This is a genomic window from Psychrobacter sp. HD31, assembly GCF_051097895.1.
Taxonomy (GTDB): Bacteria; Pseudomonadota; Gammaproteobacteria; order Pseudomonadales; family Moraxellaceae; genus Psychrobacter.
The window spans coordinates 51,083-74,909 of the sequence record NZ_CP142525.1; the positions used below are offsets into that span (position 1 = coordinate 51,083).

A 23,827-nucleotide genomic window follows, 5' to 3' on the forward strand; every position below is an offset into this window, starting at 1 on the left:
GGGTCGCTTTATTGATTTAAATGGTTTAAAAAATAATGGTAACCTAGTTTACGTTAATTAATGGCTTATTCGTCTGGCTCGGCAAAGCCTGCATCAGAAAAATGTTCTGGCGTTAAGTTTGTAAAACGTGTGAACTGACCTTCAAAACCTAAGCGAACCGTTCCGATGGGTCCGTTACGTTGTTTGCCGATAATAATTTCTCCCATACCTTTTTGGTCGCTTTTTTCGTTATATACTTCATCTCGATAAATAAAGGTGATTAAATCGGCATCCTGTTCAATAGCACCAGATTCACGCAAGTCAGACATGATAGGGCGTTTATTTGGGCGGTTTTCTAGGCTGCGGTTAAGCTGAGACAATGCAATAACTGGACATTCAAGCTCACGGGCAAGGGCTTTTAAACTACGTGAAATTTCAGAAATCTCACCAACTCGGTTATCGCCCATACCTGGTACTTTCATTAGCTGTAGGTAATCGACAACAATCAAGCCAATTTTGCCATCATTGTCTTTAGCAATACGGCGACAGCGAGAGCGCATTTCTGATGGCGGTAGGGCAGTGCTGTCATCAATGTATAGCTTTTTCTCATTAAAAAATGCCATGCCAGATTGTACTTTATGCCATTCATCTTCATTCATTTTACCAGAACGCAAACGCCCTTGATCGACAGACATAAATGAAGAAAGCATACGCATGACAATGGATTCTGCTGGCATCTCCATAGAAAATACCACCACAGGCAAGTCTGAATACTTTAAAGCGCCTTCTGCTAAGTTCATGGCAAAAGTGGTTTTACCCATAGATGGACGAGCGGCAACAATAATCAGATCCCCTTTTTGTAGCCCACGCGTTTTTATGTCTAAATCTTCAAACCCAGTAGACAAACCAGTGACGCCGTTTTCGTTATCGATGAGTTTTAACTCGGCAAGTTGTTCGGTAACGGTTAATAAAATATTGGTGATTTCTTGCGGACCTTTTTGGCTAGACTGCTTGCTGTGTTGCTCATTAATGGCAAAAATCTTTGATTCTGCGGAGTCCAAAATGTCGTTAACGCTTTGCTCTTTTGGGTTGTAAGCTAGGCTTAGCATCTCGTTACTGGCAGAAATAATTTGACGCAAGGTAGACAGCTCACGCACACGCTGGGCGTATGACTCCAAGTTAAAAAGTGTTGCTGGGCTTTGGGTTAAAATATCGCCTAAGTAGCTCTCACCGCCTGCGTTTTCTAGCAGCTTTTGGCGCTCTAACCAATCATATACCATAACCATGTCGTATGGTAAGCTGGCATTTGCCAAGTGATTGATTGCCGAAAAAATATGCTGATGGCGCAAAGCATAAAAGTCCTCTTTTCCGACAATTTCAGAAACGGTGTCGTAAGACTCTTCAATGCTCATTAATGATGCGAGCAAAGCTTTTTCGATATCAATGCTATGCGGCGGTTGTTGTTTTAAGATGTCGTCAGATTTGCCATCATTCATATATTTAACTGCTAGTTTTTTGTTAGTCTTGCTATAATTATCGGTGTGATATGATGCAAAAACAAGTAATTTTTATATAAAAGATTCGCTTTTATGCCTTATTGTTAATTGTCAAAATAATGCCAATTGAGCAATCAGCATTGATAACAAGCATAATAAATAATCAGGCTTACTATAGTGTGAATGTTTGTATCGCCCAAATAACCTATTTCATAAGCACAATAAACCAAGGGGAAAAGTTTGAGTCAAAATAAACACAAACCCATTTTAATAACAACAGGTGAACCTGCAGGCATTGGTATGGATATTGTGCTCGCACTTGCCAAAACGGGGTATTTTAAACAGTTGCAACAACCCATTATTGTTGCTGCTAATGCGGCTGCTTTGAAGGAGCGATTAAATTTACTACAAAAAAATAATTGGCATGATGATTTAACACAACCAAGTTGGCGGGTACTGCAATCGGTAGATCAGTTGACGAATCATAAAGATAAAAAACCAGTAGATTTTTATGTAACTGACATAGCTGTTACAGAAAATGTTGTCGCTGGACAAGTTAATATAAACAATGCAAGTATGGTGTTAGAACAGCTTGCGTTAGCGCATGACTTGGCAAAACATAAAAAAATTGCAGCGATAGTAACCGCACCTTTACAAAAATCAGCACTGATTAATGCAAATTTAAACTTGCCAGATGGCACCATGTTTAGTGGGCATACCGAGTATTTTATGCAAATGAGTGGCTGTGAAAAAGTGGTGATGATGCTGGCTAACAGCAAGTTAAAAGTGGCTTTGGTAACCACACATTTACCATTATCTCAAGTAGCTCAGGCCATTACTAAAGCGCAAGTACAACAAACAGTTGAGATTGTTTTAAACAGTTTACATAGCCAGTTTGGTATCAATAAGCCCAAAGTACTGGTTTGTGGGCTAAATCCGCATGCAGGTGAAGACGGACATTTGGGTATGGAAGAAATAGAAACCATCAACCCTGTGTTGCAAACATTTATTGAAGCAGGGCATGATATTAGCCTTGCCATGCCAGCAGACACCTTGTTTACCGAGCGTTATCTTACAAATTGTGATGCCACCATTGCCATGTATCATGATCAAGGGCTGCCTGTACTTAAATCACACGGATTTGGAGACTCGGTAAATATTACGCTTGGTTTGCCTTATGTACGCACCTCGGTAGACCATGGTACGGCGCTTGACTTAGCCGGTAGTGGTAAAGCAAGTAGTAATAGCCTAAAACAAGCCATTGTGTATGCCATAAAAATGACGAGTGGCGCTAGATAAGCCTTTGGATTAACTGCTGAACATGCGCAATTTTTTTCAAATTTTTTCAGAGGCTGCTGGCATGTTATAATTGCCATTCATTAAATTTATGTAATAAACGAAGCGATTAAGCCCAAAATGAGCATACCTAAAAAAATCAAAACCAACCATCAGCCCCGTAAACGCTTTGGGCAAAACTTTTTACACGATACTGGCGTTATTGAACAAATTGTAGATGGTATTAACATCCAGCGTGATGACTGGCTTGTTGAGATAGGACCTGGCATGGGGGCATTAACTGAGCCTATGCTAAAACAATTAGACTCAATGACTGTCATTGAACTAGATAAAGATTTATCTAGCACTTTGCGTATGCGTATTGGCGCAAATGCACATGCTGATTTTAACATCATAGAAAATAACGCCATGCATGTTGATTATCATCAGCTTTATCAAGATTACAAAGACACAACGGGGCAAGATAAGCAGCTAAGAGTGGTGGGCAACTTGCCTTACAACATATCAACCCCACTTTTGTTTCATTTGCTTAATTTTGCTGATGTGATTGAAGACATGCACTTTATGCTGCAAAAAGAAGTGGTGGATAGAATCACAGCTGAGGTTGGTACCAAAGCTTATGGTCGTTTATCTATTATGATGCAATACTATTGCCAAACCGAATATCTGCTAACTGTGCCAAAGGGGGCGTTTAACCCACCGCCAAAGGTTACCAGTGCGGTTTTCCGCCTTGTGCCATTTGCTAATAAGCCAATTGTCGCCAATGATGAAGAAAGCTTTGCTGTGGTGGTCAGAGAGTGCTTTAATCAGCGTCGTAAAACCTTGAGAGCCATATTTAAAAAGAACGCACTATTACCAACACTAACAGATGAAATGATAGAAACGTTAGAAGCCCAAGGTATTGATATGCAGGCTCGTCCAGAAACCTTGTCGGTTGAAGATTTTGTTAAACTGAGCAATGTGGTTATCTGATTAGAGACTAAAATAAAAGCAAAAATTAATGATAGAGGCTTTATGGATTTTCGTCATGAATATGTTATAGGGGATTTACAAGGGTGTTATGATGCCTTTGAACGGCTTTTAAACAAAATAGACTTTGACCCCAAAAAAGATAAAATCTGGCTGGCTGGCGATTTGGTTGCTCGTGGTGAAGACTCCTTAAAAACCTTGCGTAAAGTTAAAAAATTGAGCGAACGAGGTGCTGCTCAAACTGTGCTTGGTAATCATGACATTAACCTCATTGCCGTTTGGCGAGGTTTTGCCAAACTAAAAAAGAAAGATAATACCGCAGAAATTATTTGGGCTAAAGATTGCGATGAATTAATGAATTGGCTACGTAAACAGCCTGTATTGTTAATGCCAAATAAAAATACCGTGTTGGTGCATGCAGGGCTACCTCCACATTGGAAGACCCGACAAGCTAAAAGTTATGCGAAAGCGTTAGAGGCAGCATTACAAGATGATATAAAAGCGTTAGATAAGTTGTTGCCAAATTTATATAGTAAAGTTGCGGATGATTGGCATGATGATTTAAAAGGGCACGACAAATTAAGAGCAATTTGCAATTATTTTACACGCATGAGGCTGTGTAAAGAAGATGGCACATTAGAATTTAGTTTTAAATCTAGCCTAGCAGACGAAATGCCCAAGGATTTTAAACCTTGGTTTGACTGGAAAACATCTCGTAAAGAAAAAGTGTTGTTTGGGCACTGGGCAGCACTACTTGGTGAAGTGGATTTACCTAAGGCAAAAGCATTAGATGGCGGCTGTGTATGGGGAGAGAAGCTATTAGCGTATCGCTTAAAAGATGGTAAGGTTTTTAGCGTCGATAACGATTAATTGCTAAGCTGACAGCATAAATGGTAAGGTATTTTTAACTTAGTATTTTGCGTTAATTTTTTAATTTTAGTAAGTAAAAGAATACCTTATTATGACTTTAATTTTTTGTTGATAAACTAAGTAAATTTTTTAATAAAAAAGCTTGCATATGCAAAAATATTGGGTATAATATGCCCTCACTTAAGGGTTGTTAGCTCAGTTGGTAGAGCAGTTGACTTTTAATCAATTGGTCGCAGGTTCGAATCCTGCACAACCCACCATATTTTAATCCCAGCTTTATATAAGCTGGGATTTTTTTTTGTTATTTGTTTTGTTAGCCTGTTTAGTTTTAATAAAAAAACCCGCCTTAAAAGACGGATTTTTAATAGAGTCAAATAAGCTTAGCTTAAGTTACACAAGTTCAATTGCAACAGCGACGGCTTCACCACCACCAATACATAATGATGCAACGCCTTTAGTACCACCAGTACGTTTTAGTGAGTTCATTAGCGTAACTAAAATACGAGCGCCAGAACAACCAATTGGGTGACCTAATGCACAAGCACCGCCTTCAACATTGACTTTTGCATGGTCGATGTTTAGTTCATCCATTGCTGCCATAGTTACCATAGCAAAAGCTTCGTTAATTTCCCAAAGGTCAACATCGTCTACTGTCCAGCCAGCTTTTTCTAGCACTTTTTCCATAGAGCCAATCGGTGCAATTGTAAACTCGCTTGGATGACGTGAATTAGTAGCATGGGCAACAATACGTGCTTGCACGTTTAACCCTTTTGCATCTGCAACGCTTTGTTTGGTGACAACAACAGCAGCACCACCATCTGAAATTGAACTAGAGTTAGCAGCTGTTACAGTACCATCTTTTGCAAATGCAGGGCGCAAAGTTGGGATTTTGTCGATACGTGCTTTACCAGGCTGTTCATCCGTATCAACAACGATGTCGCCTTTACGGGTTTTAATCGTTACTGGTACAACTTCATCGCTAAAGTGACCTTCGTTAATCGCTGTATTAGCACGGTTTAATGATTCGATAGCAAAGTTATCCATTTGTTCACGTGTGATGCCACGCTCATCTGCCATTGATTGCGCAAATTGCCCCATTAATTTGCCTGTTTCTGCATCTTCTAAGCCGTCGGCAAACATGTGATCTTTAACTGCATTATGCCCCATGCGATAACCAGCACGAGCTTGTGGCATGATGTAAGGGGCATTGGTCATAGACTCCATACCACCGGCAACAACAATATCAGCACTACCAGCTTTAATCGTATCATGTGCTTGCATTACCGCTTTTAGTGCAGAGCCACAAAGCTTATTAATTGTAATTGCGCCAGTTGAGTCAGGGATACCAGCACCACGCATTGCTTGGCGGGCAGGACCTTGTCCAACACCTGCACCTAATACGCAGCCCATAATAACTTCATCAATTTCTGCAGGATTAACACCAGCACGTTCAACGGCTGCTTCAATAGCAACGGCACCAAGTTGAGGCGACGTTGCGTTAGACATAGCGCCTTGAAAACCACCCATAGGGGTACGTGCATTACTGACAATGACAATAGAATCTGTTGACATATTTAACTTCCTCACTTTAATGTTAGTGTATATAACGATCTAAATGGGTGCCCGGTTTTTGGTAACAACAAAATAATGATGCCAAATAAATGGGCGTAAAAATAACTAAAAAAATGACGCATTGAATTGTCAACACGTCATTAATCCTAATCTTCATCAAGCTCTTCTAAACGGATACGAACGACTTCATCGGTTACGGTATCTAGTTTTTCAATTTGTGCAATTGCTTGGTTCATTTTTTGAGCAATGATTGGTTGAGTTAATATAATCACAGGCACATGACCAGCTTTATGGGCAGGTTGCTGTAATATAGCATCTATATTAATGCCTGATTCACTCAATATACGGGTTACATCAGCTAAAACACCTGGGTGATCTTCTGTATGTAATCGTAAATAGTAGCCAGAAGTAATTTGTTCTGGTGATAAAATTTTATAGTCAGTTAACAACTCAGGTTGGAATGATAGGTGCTCTACATGATGTCCATTGTTATCCGTATTTAAGACACGAATCAAATCCATGACATCGGCAACAACGGCTGATGCTGTTGCGCCAGCACCGGCACCGGCACCATAGTATAGGCTTTGCCCTAATGGATGAGAGTTAACCAGTACCGCATTTTTAACACCATTTACACTGGCTAAAAGTTTGTCTTCTGGTATTAGGGTTGGGTGCACACGCAATTCGATGGCATCGGTACCATCTGGCTGTTGGCGACGTACGGCAAGCCCTAAATGTTTAATGCGGTAGCCCAAGTCTTCGGCATACTCTACGTCTTGTGTGGTGATTTTGGTAATACCTTCGCAATACACTTGATCAAACGCAAGTGGCATGCCAAAGGCGATAGAGGCAAGTAATGCTAATTTGTGGGCGGCGTCTATTCCTTCTACGTCAAAGGTTGGATCTGCCTCTGCATAGCCAAGTTCTTGTGCTTCTTCTAGCACATCGGCAAATGACCGACCTTTATCACGCATTTCTGTCATAATAAAGTTGCCTGTCCCATTGATGATACCTGCCAGCCAATCTATTTTATTAGATGCTAAAGACTCACGCAGTACTTTAATAATAGGGATACCACCAGCAACTGATGCCTCGTAAGTCACATGTACCTTGTTTGCTTCTGCCAAATTAAATAGCTCATTGCCATGTTCGGCCAGTAAAGCTTTATTCGCGGTAACAACATGTTTGCCGTGTGTAATAGCATGAGTAATCACATCTTTAGCAACGGTTGTGCCACCAATAAGCTCAATAACAATATCAACATCATCACTTTCGCAAATTGAGAATAAATCGTCAGTTTGCTTAATGCTTGTATCTATGTCGTCACGATGTTTTCTTGTACCGACTTGGCTAATAACAATATTATAGCCACTGCGGCGTTTAAGTTCGTTTAAGTTATCTTGCAGTAAATGCACAACACCTGTGCCAACTGTACCAAGTCCAAGGATGGCAAGTTTTATTGAATTGTTCACAAAATCCTCAATAATTAGTTTTGTTAAAGTTTAATTTTTAAAGTCCTAAAGCATTTGCAATTTGTTCTGGTGGTAAATAGCCACCAATTTGTTCGCCACTTTCGGTAAATAATGCTGGGGTACCTTGTACACCTAAGCTAAAGCCAATTTCTGTATGTTGTTGTATTGGCGTTTCACATTTTGGTGATTGTGCGCCATTTTCGGTAATAGCGGCGGCAAAGGCGGTTTTTTTGTCATCACTACACCAAATTGACTGCATAATCGGTTCTGCTGTTTGGTTACGTGGCCAAGCTAGATAACGTACTTCTATGCCTTTTGCGTTAATATCACCAAGCTCCTCATGTAGTTTTTGGCAATAAGGGCAAGTTGGGTCGGTAAAGGCATAAATAATGCCTTTGGTCTCGCCTTTAGCAGGGTAAATAATCATCTCATCTGTATTAATTGCCGCTAACTTTTGTTTTGCAACTTCTGCAATCATATCTGCACCAATATCAGTAGGTTTGTCTGTCCCTACGGCAATGATTGGTCCCTGAATGATATGTTGACCTGTGGCATCAGTAAAAAATGGAGGCATGCCTTGTGCATTAACCCAATAAATACCGTCAACTTTCGTGGCTTTGGTAGCAATAATGTTAGCGTCAATACCCGAAGCAATTAAGTTGTTTTGTAAGTTTGCTGCTAAATCTTGATTTGTTGTTGTGGTCGCTGTGTTTTCGGTTGTTGTATTAGAAGATGGTTCGCCATCTTTATTATTTGCACAACCAACTAAACCCGCTGATAAAAAAGTGGCTAGGGCAGTGGCTAGCAAGGTTTTGGTTAGTCCAAAATTTATCATAGTTTTCTCGACTGAAGTGGTTATAAAATCTCCTCTATACTATCATATATTGCTAGTTTGGTGTGCTTAATAACGTGCTAATAAACATAAAAAAAGTTAGCGTTAAAACAGGTTTTGGCTATAATTGAATTATGAGGTGTTTAGATGCCTTGATACAATTTAAAGCTGATATTATGGCTTAATTTAGGTAAAATGTTGATATATGATTTTATAAAACAAATGTAGGTGCTCTGTCATTTTACATTGAATAGGAGAAAATATGGCAATTGCCAGCTTATTAACTTTACTTGACGATATTAGCTTGATTATGGACGATGTGTCTGTAATGACAAAAGTTGCTGCTAAAAATACGGCAGGTGTATTGGGGGATGACTTGGCACTAAATGCCGAGCAGGTAACTGGTGTGCGTGCTGAAAGAGAGTTGCCCGTTGTTTGGGCAGTTGCTAAAGGCTCCTTTATTAATAAGCTAATTTTAGTACCCGCAGCATTGGCATTGAGTTGGGTTTATCCACCGCTCATTACTTTTTTACTAATGTGTGGTGGTTTATTTTTATGTTACGAAGGTGCAGAAAAAGTATTACACAAATTTTGGCCACATTTGTTAGCACATGATGAAGCGCATGAAGCCCATAAAAAAGCCAATGCCGATGATAGTGTTGATATGGTTGAATTTGAAAAAAATAAAATTAAGGGTGCGATTCGTACAGACTTTATTTTATCGGCAGAGATTATTGTTATTGCCTTAGGCTCAGCTGTTGGAGCGAGTTTGTTAACTAAGTCTATTATGCTGGCAATTGTTGCAATTGGTATTACGATAGGGGTATATGGGTTGGTTGCCTTGTTAGTAAAAATGGATGATGCGGGACTGCATCTAACTAAAACCAATAGCAAAGCAAAACAACAAGTGGGTCACTTATTATTGATGGCAGCACCAAAACTGATGAAGTTTTTATCTATTGCAGGTACAGTTGCAATGTTTTTAGTTGGTGGTGGTATTTTAGTGCATGGTTTTAGTTTTTTACATCATGGTGTCAAACATATGGCCGAATTTTCTGGTATTTTTGCTGGCGTCACTGAGTCTGTGTTAAACGGATTAGCTGGGCTAGTTATTGGTGTTGTGGTTGTTGCAATTATGAGTATTATCGCTCGAGTTAGAGGATACAAGGCGCATTAATTAAAACTATATGCATTGAACCATCTTATCAAAATAAAAAAAGCCCCTGTGTATGTCACAAGGGCTTTTTTTATGTATCACTTTTTTATAAAAGGTGAATCTTTAGTTATTTGTCGGTATCTTTTTTCTTGCGGCTACGAGTTTTTGGAATCGTAGGCGTTGATAAGAATAAAGAGTTACTCACCGTTTTTGTGGATAATTGCTCAGAAACGTTTGCAAGCATATCACGGTATTCATCAAATGAAGTTTTACCACGTTCTGGGTCATCAGCCTCATCTTCTGAAGAAACCTGCTCAGGTGATGATACCTCATCCACTTCTTCTTTAGGCAAGATTGTTTCAGAAACTTCTGTATGCTCGCCATCTTGTTGATGAGCTACTTCTGCCTCGTTAGCAGGTTCATCATCGGATAAAGATGTTTCTTCTTCAGCAAGCAATTGACCAAATGCTGCATCAAAAGCATCAGGCGTTTGGTTAGCGGTATCTGCAGACTCAGCAGGCTTTGCGTCCTCTTCGGTTACAGCAACATCCAATGTAACTTCTTCAACAGGTTCAGCAATAATTGGCTCTGGTTCAACATAATCGGGGTGTTGACCGCGTGGGTCGTTTGCCGCACGCTTACCAATGGCAGTTGGTTCAACCGCTGTTTTGCCTTGCACTGCATTAAACTGAGCAACAGGTTGCGTCATGGCAGTAAAATTAGCCAAATATTCAGGCATTAATGGTTCATATCCATAGTTGCTAAAATCAAAGTCAGCGAGGTTAGCTTCAGCATTGGTATCAGCTGCTGACACTGCGCTGTTTTGAGTTTTTGCTACTGCCTGGATAAAGCAAGCAATTACCCCATCTTTTGCAAGATGAGCTTCTGCATCCTCTAATGTCGCACGGATGAACTCACCCACATTTCCCTTAATCGGCTGATTTGCTAGTGGGGCAGTGACAGCTTGTGTTTGTGCTAAATTAGCTCTCACAACACGAGGGTCATTTTTTGCCTGTGCAAACTTATGGGCAGTGATGTAACGGTCTGCAAAAATATCTGCAAACAGGTAGGCAGCCGCAGATTCGTTTTTATCAGAGTGGTTGCTTTCAACACTGTCAACTTTGCCAGCTTTTACATTGCTCGCTTCAACACTGGGTTCCTCTGGTGTCGCCAATGTGCTTGCATTACTTGTGCTATTGGTAACGTCAGAAGTTGCTTTGTGTTCTGGCTTAGTTTTATTTTGCTTAGCTTGTTTGCTTAAGGCAGCTGGTAAGTTAGTAACAGGTTTACTGTTATCTAAAGACAAATGTACCACCTCTTTGTCTTTTAACTCAGTTACATTTTCTACTGCTTGCTCAACCACTTGCATATTGACTTCATTTGCATTTTTCTGTGGGTTTTGCGCTGCATTTCGTTTGTTGTGATTACGAGCTTTACTAGATTTATCGTTTCTATTTTTATTTTGACGACGCTCTTGTTTTTTCTCGCTTGGTTTATCACTGTCTACTTTTTTAGCTGACTCTACCGCAGTTGGGCTGACAGTGTTTTGCGTAGATAATGTTTCACCACGTGGGAATTCACCACGTGAGTCACGCTTGCTGTTTGGCTCACGTTTTGCTCTATGAGGTTTATTATTTTCTTTATTATCGGTTGATTGTTCTGCCTCATTTGTTTGGCGACGCTCTTTTTTACGAGACTTAGTCTTTTCTTTACGATATCTACGTCGTTTTTTGTTTTGTTCTTCTTCGTTTTGGTCATCTTGCTCGTTTTGAACTTGTGGTTTAGATTGTGCTAAGGCATTGATATCAACCTGACCAAATGAGCCTAAACTTTGAGCACCAGAGTTTACCAAAGCTTCAATTGCTTGGGCTGCATCACAACCTGTTAAGTTATCACTTGTTTGAGCTTGTGGTGTTGGTGCAAAAAGGTTAGATAACCAGGCAGCTGCTTGTGGTTTAGGCTCGTTTTTTGGGGCTTGCTGAGCTTTTGGTGCGGCCGCTTTTTGTTGTTTAACGTTTTGTTTAGTGCCCTTAACGCCTTTACGGGGTTTGCGGGTTGGCTGTTGTTCTGGGCGTTCAGTATCTGCAGTTTGCCAGTTAACGTCATAGCCCAGTTCACTGGTTTCTTGTTCATGCGTATCACTAATGCGCTCATAGCTAGATGGCGCAAAACCGCCACGGTTATAGTGCAAATTAAAGTGTGGTGACTCTAAATGCGCATGCGGCAAAATGGTAATACGAGTGCCACTGTCTTGTTCAAGATAAACCAAACTGTCACGTTTTTCATTTAATAAAAAGGCAGCAATATCGGTTGGTACTTCTGCTTGAACTTCGCCTTGGCGTTCTTTTAGGGCAATTTGCTCAATTTGGCGCATGATAGACAATGATAGTGAACGTAAATCACGCACCATACCTGTTCCGTGACAACGTGGGCATTTGTAACCTGTTGACTCTTCAAGCGATGGGCGTAAACGCTGTCGGCTCATTTCCATCAAACCAAAGCGAGATATCTCGCCAAACTGTACTCTTGCACGGTCGTATTTGGTGGCATCAATCAGACGTTTTTCTACGTCTTTTTGATGTTGTGGTTCATACATATCGATGAAGTCAATGACAACCAAGCCACCCATATCACGTAGGCGAAGTTGACGTGCAATTTCATCGGCAGCTTCAAGGTTGGTGTGATAAGCGGTTTCGGCAACGTCTGACCCTTTGGTTGATTTTGCCGAGTTGATATCAATTGCAACCATTGCTTCTGTTTGGTCAATCACAATTGAGCCACCAGAAGGAAGGTTTACTTCTCGTTGGTAGGCAGTTTCAATTTGTTTTTCGATACCAAAGCGGGCAAACATTGGTTCATAATCGGTATATTTACGTAATTTATCAATTTGTTTTGGCATGACTGCTGAAATAAAGCTGGCGGCTTCATTATAAGCGGCTTCGTTATCCAACCATACTTCGGCTATGTCATCACGTAAGTAATCACGCACGGCACGAGTAACAACACCTGCCTCTTGATGCACTAGGCGAGGAGAAGGGTAGTTTTTGTCTTGTTCGCCAATGGCGTTCCAAATATGTACTAAATGGTTTAAATCGTGCTGTAAGTCTTCTTCAGTTTTGCCAATACCTGCTGTGCGTACAATAACGCTCATGCCTTTTGGCATGTCAAGGTTGCCCAAAATACGCTTGATGTCTTCACGCATTTTGCCAGAAATTTGACGAGAAATACCACCACCACGAGGGTTGTTTGGCATCAGTACTAAATATCGACCCGCTAAAGAAACGTACGTTGATAATGCAGCACCTTTATTACCGCGCTCTTCTTTTTCTACTTGTACAATTAATGTGTCGCCTTCTTTAATAAGTTCACGGATGTTGGTATCACGTGGGTTTCCACCTTTTAGATATTCTTTTGCAATTTCTCGGATAGGTAAAAAGCCTTGGCGCTGAGCACCATATTCGACAAATACGGCTTCTAAAGAAGGTTCTACACGGGTCACATGTGCTTTATAAATGTTTGATTTTTTTTGTTCACGCGTACGGTTTTCTAAATCGAAGTCGTAGAGGTGGTTGCCTTTACATAGGGCGACACGAATTTCTTCGTTGTGGGTTGCATTGATAAGTATGCGTTTCATAGTAGTTCCAAATTTTTGGTTATGAAAACGCAAAACCTTTTAGTGATAAGGCGTTGAGGCGTGTGCTTGCTGAACCATATCTAATTGCTTAAAGCAAGTGAGCTGGTTCATTATTAACATCAGTTTTATTACAGTCTAAACTGCCTTAAACAAGATAGCAAAAGTGCTATAGGGTTAGGGCATAAATTAATTTACTGTGGTTTGCATCTATTCAAATCATTTTGATGATAAATTTAGCTTTAAAAATAAGCAAAATAAAAATAACAAATCAAATATGGTTAAACTTATTAAAAATCAGTGCCACTTTCTCACGAGAGTAGAGTATAAGTCTAACATTTAACCAGTTATATGTTTTGCCTTGTGTAAAATGGTTTAAAGTTAAATTCAAATATAATATCAAATCGATCAATATATACGATAACAAGAGACCTACATACTATGTTAACAAGCTTATGGCTATATTTAATTAAGTGTATGGGTCTTTATTTTAGTTATACAGCCAACATGACGCGCTTTTTAATTTAAGCGTACAGTACGTTGTACAACCATAAAAACTGTTTTATGTTTATGTTTGATAAAAAACAAAAAGGACTGGGGCTTATATAGCGGTTAGTATTTATCAATACTTAAGTTTACTAACCGACCAGTCTTTTATTTGGTTTATCAAAACAAACAGAAATAATCACATCATCAATTCCGCTAAAGCATTTTGGCTTATCGTCGGTTTTGCGTTTTAGTTAAGTTTAAAATATGTTTGCGGTTGTCTTTATTTTATGTAGGTGGCAATAGTTTTAAGCGCAAAAGTTGAGCAGGGTTGTAAATCCTATTCTTTTTACTTTGCTTTTAGGGTTGTAAATCCTAATATTTTTATGTGCTACCTAAAATTTATGTGAATCTAAAAAATGTATTCACAGCCCAATAGCAGACAACGTGGTAAACTATAGCAAATATTTACTTTTTTAGCTAATAAAATCTAACAAATCTATAAGTCTATGAGAAATTCTCACAAAAAAGGTGCGAATAGCACTTTACAATCCACTGCACCAAGGCTTGGATCAAAACAAAATCCGTTTAATGCCGATAATCAAATCGACAACTTTGCGCAAGTCAACCATATTAAAGTGACGCAAAACCAACAAGGGCAAAGGCTAGATAACTTTTTGCTTGCTAGATTAAAAGGTTTGCCTAAATCGCATCTGTACAAATTAATACGAGCAGATGAGGTGCGTGTTAACAACAAACGTTGTAAACCACATGATAAGCTGTTTGAAGGAGACATTATCCGACTTGCACCAGTTAAAATTGCCAGTCGGAAAAAACCAGTTGTCAGTCAAGCGTTTGCCAACAGCTTGCTTGATAGAATTATTTATGAAGATGAAGGACTGCTCGTGCTAAATAAGCCTTCTGGTATGGCTGTCCATGGCGGTAGTGGAGAAAACTTTGGTGTGATTGAAGCCATGCGAGCGGCAACGGGTAAAAATTATCTTGAGTTAGTTCATCGTATTGATAAAGATACATCTGGCTTATTGATGATTAGTAAAAAACGTTCAACGCTTAAAAAGTTACAGCAGCATTTACGAGATAAAACCATTCAAAAATATTACTTTTGTCTAGTAAAAGGGCATGTGGTAATGGATACGCAACTGATTGATGCGCCTTTGTTACGGTACAATCTGCCAAGTGGTGAGCGTCGCGTTAAGGTTGATGGTACAAAAGATCAAAGCAAACTGAGTCAAACCGATATTACTGTGCAAAAACGATTTGTATTTAATAAACAAAAGGTTAGCTTAGTGCAGGCGATGCCTAAAACAGGGCGTACGCATCAAATTAGGGTACATATGGGGCATATCGGACACCCTTTGCTTGGCGATGATAAGTACAATCGACAAGACACATCCGGGGTGCGTCGCCTTTGTTTGCATGCTTACAAATTGCAAATCCCTGATTATCCAACAATAATAGCACCAATGCCAGCAGATATGGATGAACTGATTTTAAATGGGGCTTGATGATATTAGCAAGATAACGGTAAATAGAGCATAAAAAGCATAAAGCTCTATTTTTTGATAAAGAGTGGATTACATCAGTGCTGTTTTTTTGTGTGATGATGAGTCAATAAAAGCAATGGTGAATATTGCTTATTTGTGTTTTGATAACGAGCAGTATGGGATTTATTTTTGATGATAATATCGCTTTTGAAAAATAAATAATGTTGCGTGTTTTAAAATCAAGGACTGATTTATGCAAGAAAAAAATAAAAACAATGAGCTTCAACAAATATTACGAATAGATGGACATATTCAAGATATTTATTTGGCGGTTTATGCCAATAAACTTTTGTTGCTTGATGGATGTTGCCGCCCCGATGTTGAGTTGGTTTTAGCGACGATTCGCAACATTTTAGGGCGAGAAATTAGCCAATTAAAAGCCGTTATTGTAACGCACATGCATGCTGATCATGCAGGTGGCGCCGCTTATCTAAAAAAGCACACAGGTTGCAAAATTATTTCATCAAATAAACCAACCCAATGGTATGGCGGATTAAATGGTCGGGTAGAGTACTTATTGGATTTAAGTTTGTCTTATTTTGTGGCTTATAGACGAGGACGTAAGTTTAAAAACTTAAATTATCCTGCTGAATTAAAAGCCGATATTTTAGTGAATGATGGCGATGCCGTACCCATGTTTGAAGACTGGCAAATTATTGAAACGCCAGGCCATACCGATAGAGATTTATCGGTTTATCATGCTAAAACGGGTAAAGTTTATGTCGCAGATTTAATGATAAAGCTAGAAAATAGAAGACGAGGCATTCGTTTTGTTGCGCCTTATAATATTGATGACCCTGTAGCATATAAAAAATCAGTTGCTAAAATTAAACAGTATCATCCTTACAAAGTGATGATGGCACACGGCGGTCAAACCTTTGTTGAACAAGCAACCTTTGATGACTTAATTAAAATGACCCCAAACAAGCCCCGCACAAACAAAGATGTATATCAGGATGTGGTTTTTAGAATGATGACTACCAGAAAGCCAAAAAAATAAACAGATAAATATTATATGAAAACAATGAATACGATGATGCCTGCCTCCTTAGCAGATAAGTCTTTGATTATTTTTGATTGGGATGGCACTTTGCAAAATACCATTGGGTTAATTGTTGATGCCATGCAGAGTGCAGCAAAGACACAAGGGCTGAGCATAAGCGAGCAAGCCGTTAAAGGGATTATAGGGCTAGAGATTATGATTGCGATTCAGCAACTGTTTCCTCAGGCAGATGAAGCCACTTGCCTTAAAGTGTTACAAAGCTATGGAGATTATTACATCGACAATGCTGAGCATTGCAAACTCTATGATGGTGTTGAATCCATGATAAAAGCCTTAAGTAAACAAGGTAGAAAACTGGCGGTAGCAACGGGCAAAAAACGGGTTGGTTTACAGCGTTCTTTTAATCATACAAATATACAAGCTTACTTTACTGCCAGTCGATGTGCCGATGAATCTGGCTCAAAACCCAACCCAGCAATGTTAAAAGAAATTTTAACGCAAACAAACACCCCATTAAAATCGGCTGTTTTTATTGGCGATAGTATTTATGATATACAAATGGCAAATGAGATAGGCATGGATAGTATTGCCGTTACCTATGGGTGTGAAAAACCTCAAGTTTTAGCCAGTCAAAACCCAACTTATGTAGTCAACACGGTGGCAGAACTGGCAAATTTTTTGGGCTAATTGAAGATGCCATCTTGAAGGTGGCATTAGTTCAAAAAAGGGGGATATAAAAAAGGCTTAGTAAACAATTAGGCTAGTTTAGCCATCAGCAAGTTTTAGCCAGTTACCCATGACGGTCGTTAGCTCATCAATCCCTTGTTTTTTCAAAGCAGAAAATAGCTGAATCGTACAAGGTAAGTCGAGTTTTTTTAATTCTTTTTGCATTTTTAACAAGGCATTTTTTTGTGCACCGTACTTTAGCTTGTCTGCCTTGGTAAGTAAAATATGTACAGGCAGTCCACCATCTTTTGCCCAATGTAGCATTTGCTCGTCAAAATATTTAAGCGGGTGGCGGATATCAGTTAATAAAACAAGCCCCGTTAAACTTTTACGTTCAACTAAATATTCTTCTAACTCAATTTGCCATTTGCGCTTCATTTCTTCAGGAACCGAGGCATAGCCATAACCTGGTAAGTCGACCAACCGTTTATCTTCTGCAATCGTAAAAAAGTTAATCATCTGTGTACGCCCAGGTGTTTTTGATGAGCGAGCAAGCTGACGTTGGTTAGTTAGTGCATTAATTGCAGAAGATTTACCCGCGTTAGAGCGCCCAGCAAAAGCAATTTCTAATCCAGTGTCGTCTGGACAAAGCTTAAAAGTGGGGGCAGAAAGCAAAAATTCGGTTTGTTGAATGACTTTTTGGTATTGCGTTTTTAACGAGTCATTTGAGTTGCTGTTGTTCATTGCGCTGTGCTTATTGGTTAGACTTAAAAGATACTGATAATGGGCTGTATCATAACATTTTTATTTGCTTTACTGTTAAAAAATCATTGCGTTGCTTGCGGTGATAATTTGTCATTATGTTATAATTAGAGGATAGTTTACCTCGCTGTTTGTTGCTGATAACTTAGCTTTATTTTTAAACAAACCAATAAAAGGTAAACATATTCACTTAATATTACACCGTAACTTTTTAAATTGGATAGGGATATGAAACGATCAGTTTCGTTTGTATTGGCGGCTATATTGCCATTAATTTTGTTTCCGTGGTTTGTGCCTACACCAGCAAATCAGCTAGATTTTTGGCTAATGTGGTTAGTAGCAATGTTTATTTTGGCGTTACCAATGGTCTATGCCGAAGTTGCACTGGCATATCGCAGTGGCAATGAGCCTTTATCTGGCATACAAAAACTTACTCGTGAGGCAGATGTCAGTGCCATTTGGCGTGGTTCTATTTGGTTTGGTGTGTTGGTTGCTTTAACAGTATCGGCATATTTGATTTCTTGGTCATCAACGGCATTGCTGCCAACCTTAACCCAGTTAGGTATTGAAGGCGTACCAACTTTTGCAGTGATGCTTGGGTTGATGGTCATTGCGGTTATTTTGAGCATGCTTGGCTCTATTACGGCAGTTGTTGGTTTAATTTGTGCCATTGTTGGCTTGGGGATGACACTTGTAAATGGTATTGCTGATTTTTCACTGCAGATGACCCCTGTAACCTTGGCTGAATGGGGCAGGGCAGTGATGCTAGCTTTGGTTAGTGTGGGTGCTGGTAGTGGGTTATATTGGTTTGCAAATGCCGGTAATGGTATTGACTACACAAGCAAGCCGTCTGCGACCAAAGCTGTGTTGCCAATTTGGGCTGTGCAGTTAATTGCTGGTGGTGTTGCATTGGTAGTTGCCAGTGTTAAAACATCAGCGCCATCAGATATGATGCAAATTGCAAATGTTATTACAGCTATTGGTTCGGTTTGTTTGGCATCTGCCTTAATTTACTATGCAAGACAAATTTTAAGTACACGTTTTGGTAGGGTACTGGCTATCTTGATTGCTTTATTGCTGGGCTTGTTGTTGGTTGTTATCCCCGGTGCTATTTTATTAATGTTGCTGGTTATATTGGTAAGTGTATCTGTATTAATGTTAAGTATTTTTACAGGTTGGCTTATGAAAATTAGCCACTTGCGTAAATCGATGAACTTTAGTTCTGAAGGCTTTTACAACATATGGCGTATAGCGATTCGTATTCTTGTCCCTTTAGCGGTTTTAGTAGGTTTGGCAGGTTGGCTAGCAGGTTGGGTTAATTAATCGAGTTATCTGATGTGTGAAAAAACGAAAGCACAAGCCCATATAAAAATCAGCCTAGCCTATGCACCGTCTAGCGGTCAGCAGTATTATCAAGAGCTAGACGTGCCAATGGGGACAACCATTTATGAGGCGTTGCAATTTTCTGGTTGGTTGGGGTTAGAGGCCTCTGCTAATAAAGACTTTGCGATACTTAACAGCTGGTGTGAGCAGACACACCAAGAGCTGTCACCCAATGCAAAAGAATGGTTTATTGGTGTTTATGCAGATAAAAAACCACTTAATTATGTATTAAGTAATCATGATCGGATAGAAATATATCGTGCGTTAAGTGCAGACCCAATGAATAGAAGAAAAAATAAGGCAAAAAAGAAAGTTAGGTAATCAGGTAACAGGTAAAAAGTCAGGCAGTAAGTTGGCTGTTTTATTGTACGTGGTTCACAATCCAATTTAACGCAAAAGCCACAATATGGTTATATTGTGGCTTTTAAAATTTGATTCAGTGATATTGCTATAGGTATAGAGTAATATACTACTTATTTAGGCAGTGACTGAGCACCTTCTGTGCGTACAACACGCCCTCTGTTGTCAAAGTAAACAATGAAGTGTTGGCTTGCATTTTTAATGTCTACTTTGCCTTCTTTTTTGCCAATGGTTCCTGCCGCATAGTCATAAATGTAATCCCATCTATTAGGGGCTAATGTATCTCGCAGTGCAGGGCTACCTAAAATATAAGCCACCTGCCCTTGTGACATACCCGCACTAATTGATTGAGCCTGTGCTTGGGTGATGGGGGTGCCTTGAGGTAGGTCGATTTTATAAACGCTGAATAAAGAACAGCCTGCGGTAAGGCTAATGGCAGCAGTTAATGTAGCAACAGACAGTGTGCGACGTGAGTTTTTAAGTAAGTTTTTCATAAGTATTGAGAAAATTAGTTTTAATCGGTAAAAGGTGATAATATATCTTAATATATTATTGATGACTGCCATAATAAATCAAACTGTCGTCAGTTGCAATTTATCGATTGGCTAGGTAGTGTTTATTTACTATATTTTACAGAATAATTAAGGATAGAAACATGGGGTTTACTAATCAAGATTTAAGAAAAGCTGGGCTAAAGGTCACGCTACCACGTATTAAAATTTTAGAATTATTAGAGACGGCAGACAAACGTCATATGAGTGCAGAAGAAGTTTATAAATCACTCATTGATCAAGGTGAAGAAGTTGGGCTAGCAACGGTTTATCGCGTATTGACTCAATTTGAGCAAGCCGGCATTGTTGAGCGTCATAATTTTGAAAATAATATTTCGGTTTTTGAAATCATGCAAGACGGACACCATGATCACTTAGTGTGTGATGTGTGTGGTAAAGTGGTAGAGTTCCATAATGATATTATCGAAGAGCAACAAAAAAAGGTTGCTGAGGAGCATGGTTTTATTTTATCTGGACACTCATTAGTCTTATATGGTGTTTGTGACAGTCAAGAATGCCGAGATAGCATCAGTTAATCTGTCTAAAAGTTATAAGTAATACAATAAGGTCATCGCTGGTTAAGCGGATGACCTTTTTTAGCTTTGTTTAACCTGTTTTTTAAACCTAATTAGTCGCCATTAAGATTGTCAGCATTAATGAAGGTCGATAACTTGGGTGGTGGTTACAAATGAGGTTTTTTAATGGGTATATTTTAATGGATGTTTGAATGATATTGACTTGCCTCAGCTAAAATTTCACCTGTTGCCATTAGGTTTTGTAAACTTTTTTCCATAGTAATCATGCCATCGGATGCCCCTGTTTGGATAGCAGAGTACATTTGGGCAGTTTTATTATGGCGTATTAGATTACAAATGGCTGGGTTAGCAAACATAACCTCAAAAGCCGCGACACGCCCCCCATTTTTTTGTTTTATTAAAGTTTGAGATACCACTGCCTGTAAAGAGTCAGCTAACATTGCGCTGATGGTTGCTTTTTCATGGGTATCAAATGCATCAATCATACGGTTGATGGTTTTAGTCGCAGAGTTGGTATGTAACGTGGCTAAAACCAAGTGACCGGTTTCGGCGGCTGTTATGGCCAATCGTATGGTTTGGGTATCTCTTAACTCACCAATTAATATCACATCAGGGTCAGCACGTAACGCAGCACGTAGAGCGTTTTTAAAGCCTTGTGTATGGCGTTTGACTTCACGTTGACTGACTAAGCATTGTTTTGGCTTATGTATAAATTCGATGGGGTCTTCTATTGTGATGATATGTGCTTGACGAGTTTGGTTGATGTAATCAATGATGCTGGCAAGTGTTGTTGACTTACCTGAACCGCTCGAGCCAGTAACCAATACCAGCCCTTTTTTTAGCGTACTAATTTTTTTGATTGCTTGTTGTAAGCCTATTTGTTGACTGGTTAAAATTTGATGATTAATTAGGCGCAGTACGGCACTTATGCCATGGTTTTGCTTAAATACACTCACTCTAAAACGCATTTTATCGCTATGTGTGTATGCAAAATCAAGCTCTATATTTTGTTTGAAGGCTTTTTTTTGTTCATCATCCAGCAGCTCAAAAATTAAAGACTCCGCCATTTCATTTGATAAATTATCTGACAGTATATTCTTGTGCTTTAAAGAGGATAGCGGTAAGGGCTTTATGTCTCCATCTAGCCTCATCATAACTGGCATGCCTGTCGAAATATGTAAATCAGATGCCTTTTGCTCGACAACGGCATATAATAGGTCGTTAATTAATAAATCCATTTATTTAGTACTTTTAGTTTTTTAGGGGGTATTTAATGTCTAATACAAGCATAACAAAACAAGTTCAACCAACGCAAATGAGTCCTTTGGTAGATCGTTGGCAAACGGTAGTAGACAATGTTAAACAAGCAACAAATTTAGCAAACAGAAACACAAATAATGTACAGTTACTGGCGGTATCAAAAACAAAGCCTGTAGAAATGGTTGAGGAGCTTGCCGCAGTAGGGCAGCAGCATTTTGGAGAGAACTATCTTCAAGAAGCGTTAGCTAAAATAGAGGCACTAAAGCATTTGCCTGACATTCATTGGCACTACATTGGCAGTATTCAACGCAATAAAACCAAGGACATTGCGCAAAACTTTGATTGGGTACATACAATAGAAAGAGCCATTATTGCAAAACGTTTAAATGACCAAAGACCAGATGGACTTAGTAAACTTAATGTACTCATTCAGGTCAACATTGATGATGAGGCTAGTAAATCAGGCTGTCAACCAAATGAACTTGAATCACTGATTGAAGAAATCATGCAATATGAAAAACTACAGCTAAGAGGGTTGATGATTATACCGGCAAAAAATGGCAGTGATGCATTTGTTAAAACCAATCAATTGTTTCAACAAATCAAGCAAAGCTATCCAGAGTTAACCATGTGGGATACTTTAAGTATGGGGATGAGTAATGATATGGATATAGCGATTGCAAATGGTTCTACCATAGTGAGAGTAGGGACGGCTATTTTTGGTGCCAGAAATTAAGCTGGCTATTTAAAATATGAAGTTTTTAAATGAGATTTTATTTAATTTTTGGCTTGACTTTTAGATATCAACAAACTTATCCACAATTTTTTAGCTATGTTTATGCGCTTATTCTGTGGAACTTGAATGTGATAAAAAATTAATAAAAAAATTATATTTTTACTGCTTGATTTTTATAAATTATTGAAATATATAAGCATTTCAAACTGTTCAAAATTTATACAATTTTGGCAGAAGTACCGTTGTTTAAGCCATCAGCCTTGTCAAGCTTCTGCTTTTCCACAAAGTTATCCACATTTTTTGGGGAAAACTTTTAAATAGTGAGTTATTCCTTTATCCATCAAGGCATTAGCAAAAAAGTATTAAGATAAAGTTGTGAATGATATGTGAGTTTAATAAAAAAATGCTGATAAATTGATGGCAGTTTGATGAAAGTTGTCTATTTTTTAATGAAAGGTTTCACAGTGTTTCGTTTGGGAAAATAGACCACTGCTTCGCATTTAATGTTCAGATTATTTAACAAGCATAAACGTAAGTTTAGTTGATGCTGGGCGCGATAAATATAAGTGAATTACGCAGTGAAATACTAGCAGACAAATTACCACCAAGCCTTTTTTGCTTTGCAGTTAATTTGCTTGTTTGGTTGGCTAGTTGTTTTGCTGTGCTAGAAGGACTGGCAAACAGTATTGAACGCCTAAGATACGGACACCCCAATACTTAGACTTAACATTAAATCACTTGCCGTTGTTGAGTTTGTCCATTAACATAAAGGATATTAAAGAGGAAAAAATGAGCAAAGAAACCGTAAAAAACTTAACAGAACTAGCATGGGAGCCTGACAGCTTTTTATTGACAAGCTGGGTGCTGGCGTTACTTGGTATGCTTTGGTTTACCGACTTTGGTTTGCTACCTTGTTTAATTGCTAGTTTCTTTGTTATGATTCCTGTTAACCTTGCGTTAAAGCTAACCTGCGTAATGTTTGCAGGGCTAAGCATGGCTAAGTCTGCATTACAAAAAAACTAACCCTCACTTGCCTTATTTTGAGCTTCTATCTGCTTATTCGCTTCATCTACCCAACCAATAAAATCAATCACCGTCATATCATCAATTTCACTTGGCTGGGTGTGAAACCACTTAGCTAACAAAGCATTAAAGCTCATCCAGTCATCAGCATTAACTACCTTGGTTAAGCTGCAGAAATCGCTCACGCACCCTAAAATGTTCAATCATGTATATTTAATTAAAG

General features: G+C 38.9%; 21 protein-coding genes and 1 tRNA gene. 13 read left to right on the plus strand and 9 right to left on the minus strand.

Going from position 1 to position 23,827, the window contains the following annotated elements:
- Positions 1 to 65 precede the first annotated feature (65 nt).
- The gene (dnaB, locus tag VH441_RS00235; protein WP_434353495.1) at positions 66 to 1,475 is read right to left on the minus strand and encodes a replicative DNA helicase; all 1,410 of its coding nucleotides are present in this window, start codon (positions 1,473 to 1,475) and stop codon (positions 66 to 68) included.
- Between the two features lie 300 nt (positions 1,476 to 1,775).
- Here dnaB and pdxA point away from each other — a divergent pair, with 300 nt between their 5' ends.
- The 4 genes from pdxA (at position 1,776) to VH441_RS00255 (ending at position 4,870) form a co-directional block, all read left to right on the plus strand.
- On the plus strand, positions 1,776 to 2,774 hold the full coding sequence (pdxA, locus tag VH441_RS00240) for a 4-hydroxythreonine-4-phosphate dehydrogenase PdxA (RefSeq protein WP_434354400.1): 999 nt from the start codon (positions 1,776 to 1,778) through the stop codon (positions 2,772 to 2,774).
- 84 nt (positions 2,775 to 2,858) lie between these two features.
- Positions 2,859 to 3,743: a 16S rRNA (adenine(1518)-N(6)/adenine(1519)-N(6))-dimethyltransferase RsmA gene (gene rsmA / locus VH441_RS00245; protein WP_434354401.1), complete on the plus strand. Its 885-nt coding sequence runs from the start codon at positions 2,859 to 2,861 to the stop codon at positions 3,741 to 3,743.
- A 42-nt stretch (positions 3,744 to 3,785) separates the two neighbouring features.
- Positions 3,786 to 4,610 (plus strand): symmetrical bis(5'-nucleosyl)-tetraphosphatase, encoded by an 825-nt coding sequence (locus tag VH441_RS00250; RefSeq protein WP_434353496.1) that lies wholly within the window; start codon positions 3,786 to 3,788, stop codon positions 4,608 to 4,610.
- Positions 4,611 to 4,794: 184 nt separating this feature from the next.
- Positions 4,795 to 4,870 (plus strand) — tRNA-Lys (locus tag VH441_RS00255).
- Positions 4,871 to 5,000: 130 nt separating this feature from the next.
- On the opposite strand, the gene VH441_RS00260 is transcribed toward VH441_RS00255, so the two are convergent.
- From VH441_RS00260 to VH441_RS00270, 3 genes are all read right to left on the minus strand, one after another.
- Positions 5,001 to 6,182, minus strand: coding sequence for a thiolase family protein (locus VH441_RS00260; protein ID WP_434353497.1), 1,182 nt, complete (start codon positions 6,180 to 6,182; stop codon positions 5,001 to 5,003).
- Between the two features lie 146 nt (positions 6,183 to 6,328).
- Positions 6,329 to 7,654, minus strand: a complete 1,326-nt coding sequence (locus tag VH441_RS00265; RefSeq protein WP_434353498.1) for a homoserine dehydrogenase — start codon at positions 7,652 to 7,654, stop codon at positions 6,329 to 6,331.
- Positions 7,655 to 7,691: 37 nt separating this feature from the next.
- Positions 7,692 to 8,489: a DsbC family protein gene (locus tag VH441_RS00270; RefSeq protein WP_434353499.1), complete on the minus strand. Its 798-nt coding sequence runs from the start codon at positions 8,487 to 8,489 to the stop codon at positions 7,692 to 7,694.
- Positions 8,490 to 8,748: 259 nt separating this feature from the next.
- On the opposite strand from VH441_RS00270, the gene VH441_RS00275 reads away from it, so the two are divergent.
- The gene (locus VH441_RS00275) at positions 8,749 to 9,663 is read left to right on the plus strand and encodes a DUF808 domain-containing protein (protein WP_434353500.1); all 915 of its coding nucleotides are present in this window, start codon (positions 8,749 to 8,751) and stop codon (positions 9,661 to 9,663) included.
- Between the two features lie 106 nt (positions 9,664 to 9,769).
- Here the strand turns inward: VH441_RS00275 and VH441_RS00280 are convergent, their stop codons facing one another.
- Complete coding sequence (locus VH441_RS00280; protein WP_434353501.1) at positions 9,770 to 13,276, minus strand: ribonuclease E/G; 3,507 nt, start codon at positions 13,274 to 13,276, stop codon at positions 9,770 to 9,772.
- Between the two features lie 992 nt (positions 13,277 to 14,268).
- Between VH441_RS00280 and VH441_RS00285 the strand changes: the two genes are divergently transcribed.
- The 3 genes from VH441_RS00285 (at position 14,269) to VH441_RS00295 (ending at position 17,014) form a co-directional block, all read left to right on the plus strand.
- The gene (locus tag VH441_RS00285; RefSeq protein WP_434353502.1) at positions 14,269 to 15,285 is read left to right on the plus strand and encodes an RluA family pseudouridine synthase; all 1,017 of its coding nucleotides are present in this window, start codon (positions 14,269 to 14,271) and stop codon (positions 15,283 to 15,285) included.
- Between the two features lie 232 nt (positions 15,286 to 15,517).
- On the plus strand, positions 15,518 to 16,324 hold the full coding sequence (locus tag VH441_RS00290) for an MBL fold metallo-hydrolase (protein WP_434353503.1): 807 nt from the start codon (positions 15,518 to 15,520) through the stop codon (positions 16,322 to 16,324).
- 15 nt (positions 16,325 to 16,339) lie between these two features.
- Complete coding sequence (locus tag VH441_RS00295; protein WP_434353504.1) at positions 16,340 to 17,014, plus strand: HAD family hydrolase; 675 nt, start codon at positions 16,340 to 16,342, stop codon at positions 17,012 to 17,014.
- Positions 17,015 to 17,092: 78 nt separating this feature from the next.
- Here the strand turns inward: VH441_RS00295 and yihA are convergent, their stop codons facing one another.
- On the minus strand, positions 17,093 to 17,737 hold the full coding sequence (gene yihA / locus VH441_RS00300) for a ribosome biogenesis GTP-binding protein YihA/YsxC (protein WP_434353505.1): 645 nt from the start codon (positions 17,735 to 17,737) through the stop codon (positions 17,093 to 17,095).
- A gap of 246 nt (positions 17,738 to 17,983) precedes the next feature.
- Here yihA and VH441_RS00305 point away from each other — a divergent pair, with 246 nt between their 5' ends.
- Entirely contained in the window at positions 17,984 to 19,078 is a 1,095-nt protein-coding gene (locus VH441_RS00305) for a hypothetical protein (RefSeq protein WP_434353506.1), read from the plus strand.
- A gap of 12 nt (positions 19,079 to 19,090) precedes the next feature.
- Positions 19,091 to 19,459 carry an RnfH family protein gene (locus tag VH441_RS00310; RefSeq protein ID WP_434353507.1) on the plus strand — a complete coding sequence of 123 codons (369 nt, stop codon included), beginning with the start codon at positions 19,091 to 19,093 and terminating at the stop codon, positions 19,457 to 19,459.
- 152 nt (positions 19,460 to 19,611) lie between these two features.
- Here VH441_RS00310 and VH441_RS00315 read toward each other — a convergent pair whose 3' ends face one another.
- Positions 19,612 to 19,992, minus strand: coding sequence for an outer membrane protein assembly factor BamE (locus VH441_RS00315; protein WP_434353508.1), 381 nt, complete (start codon positions 19,990 to 19,992; stop codon positions 19,612 to 19,614).
- A 161-nt stretch (positions 19,993 to 20,153) separates the two neighbouring features.
- Between VH441_RS00315 and fur the strand changes: the two genes are divergently transcribed.
- A complete protein-coding gene (gene fur, locus VH441_RS00320) occupies positions 20,154 to 20,585 on the plus strand; it encodes a ferric iron uptake transcriptional regulator (RefSeq protein ID WP_434353509.1) in 432 nt (143 codons plus the stop codon).
- 176 nt (positions 20,586 to 20,761) lie between these two features.
- Here fur and VH441_RS00325 read toward each other — a convergent pair whose 3' ends face one another.
- A complete protein-coding gene (locus tag VH441_RS00325) occupies positions 20,762 to 21,823 on the minus strand; it encodes a type IV pilus twitching motility protein PilT (protein ID WP_434353510.1) in 1,062 nt (353 codons plus the stop codon).
- A 77-nt stretch (positions 21,824 to 21,900) separates the two neighbouring features.
- Between VH441_RS00325 and VH441_RS00330 the strand changes: the two genes are divergently transcribed.
- The gene (locus VH441_RS00330; RefSeq protein WP_434354402.1) at positions 21,901 to 22,581 is read left to right on the plus strand and encodes a YggS family pyridoxal phosphate-dependent enzyme; all 681 of its coding nucleotides are present in this window, start codon (positions 21,901 to 21,903) and stop codon (positions 22,579 to 22,581) included.
- 789 nt (positions 22,582 to 23,370) lie between these two features.
- Entirely contained in the window at positions 23,371 to 23,604 is a 234-nt protein-coding gene (locus VH441_RS00335) for a hypothetical protein (RefSeq protein WP_434353511.1), read from the plus strand.
- Here the strand turns inward: VH441_RS00335 and VH441_RS00340 are convergent.
- A complete protein-coding gene (locus VH441_RS00340; RefSeq protein ID WP_434353512.1) occupies positions 23,601 to 23,789 on the minus strand; it encodes a GpE family phage tail protein in 189 nt (62 codons plus the stop codon). The two genes, VH441_RS00335 and VH441_RS00340, sit on opposite strands and share 4 nt — an antisense overlap.
- Positions 23,790 to 23,827 lie beyond the last annotated feature (38 nt).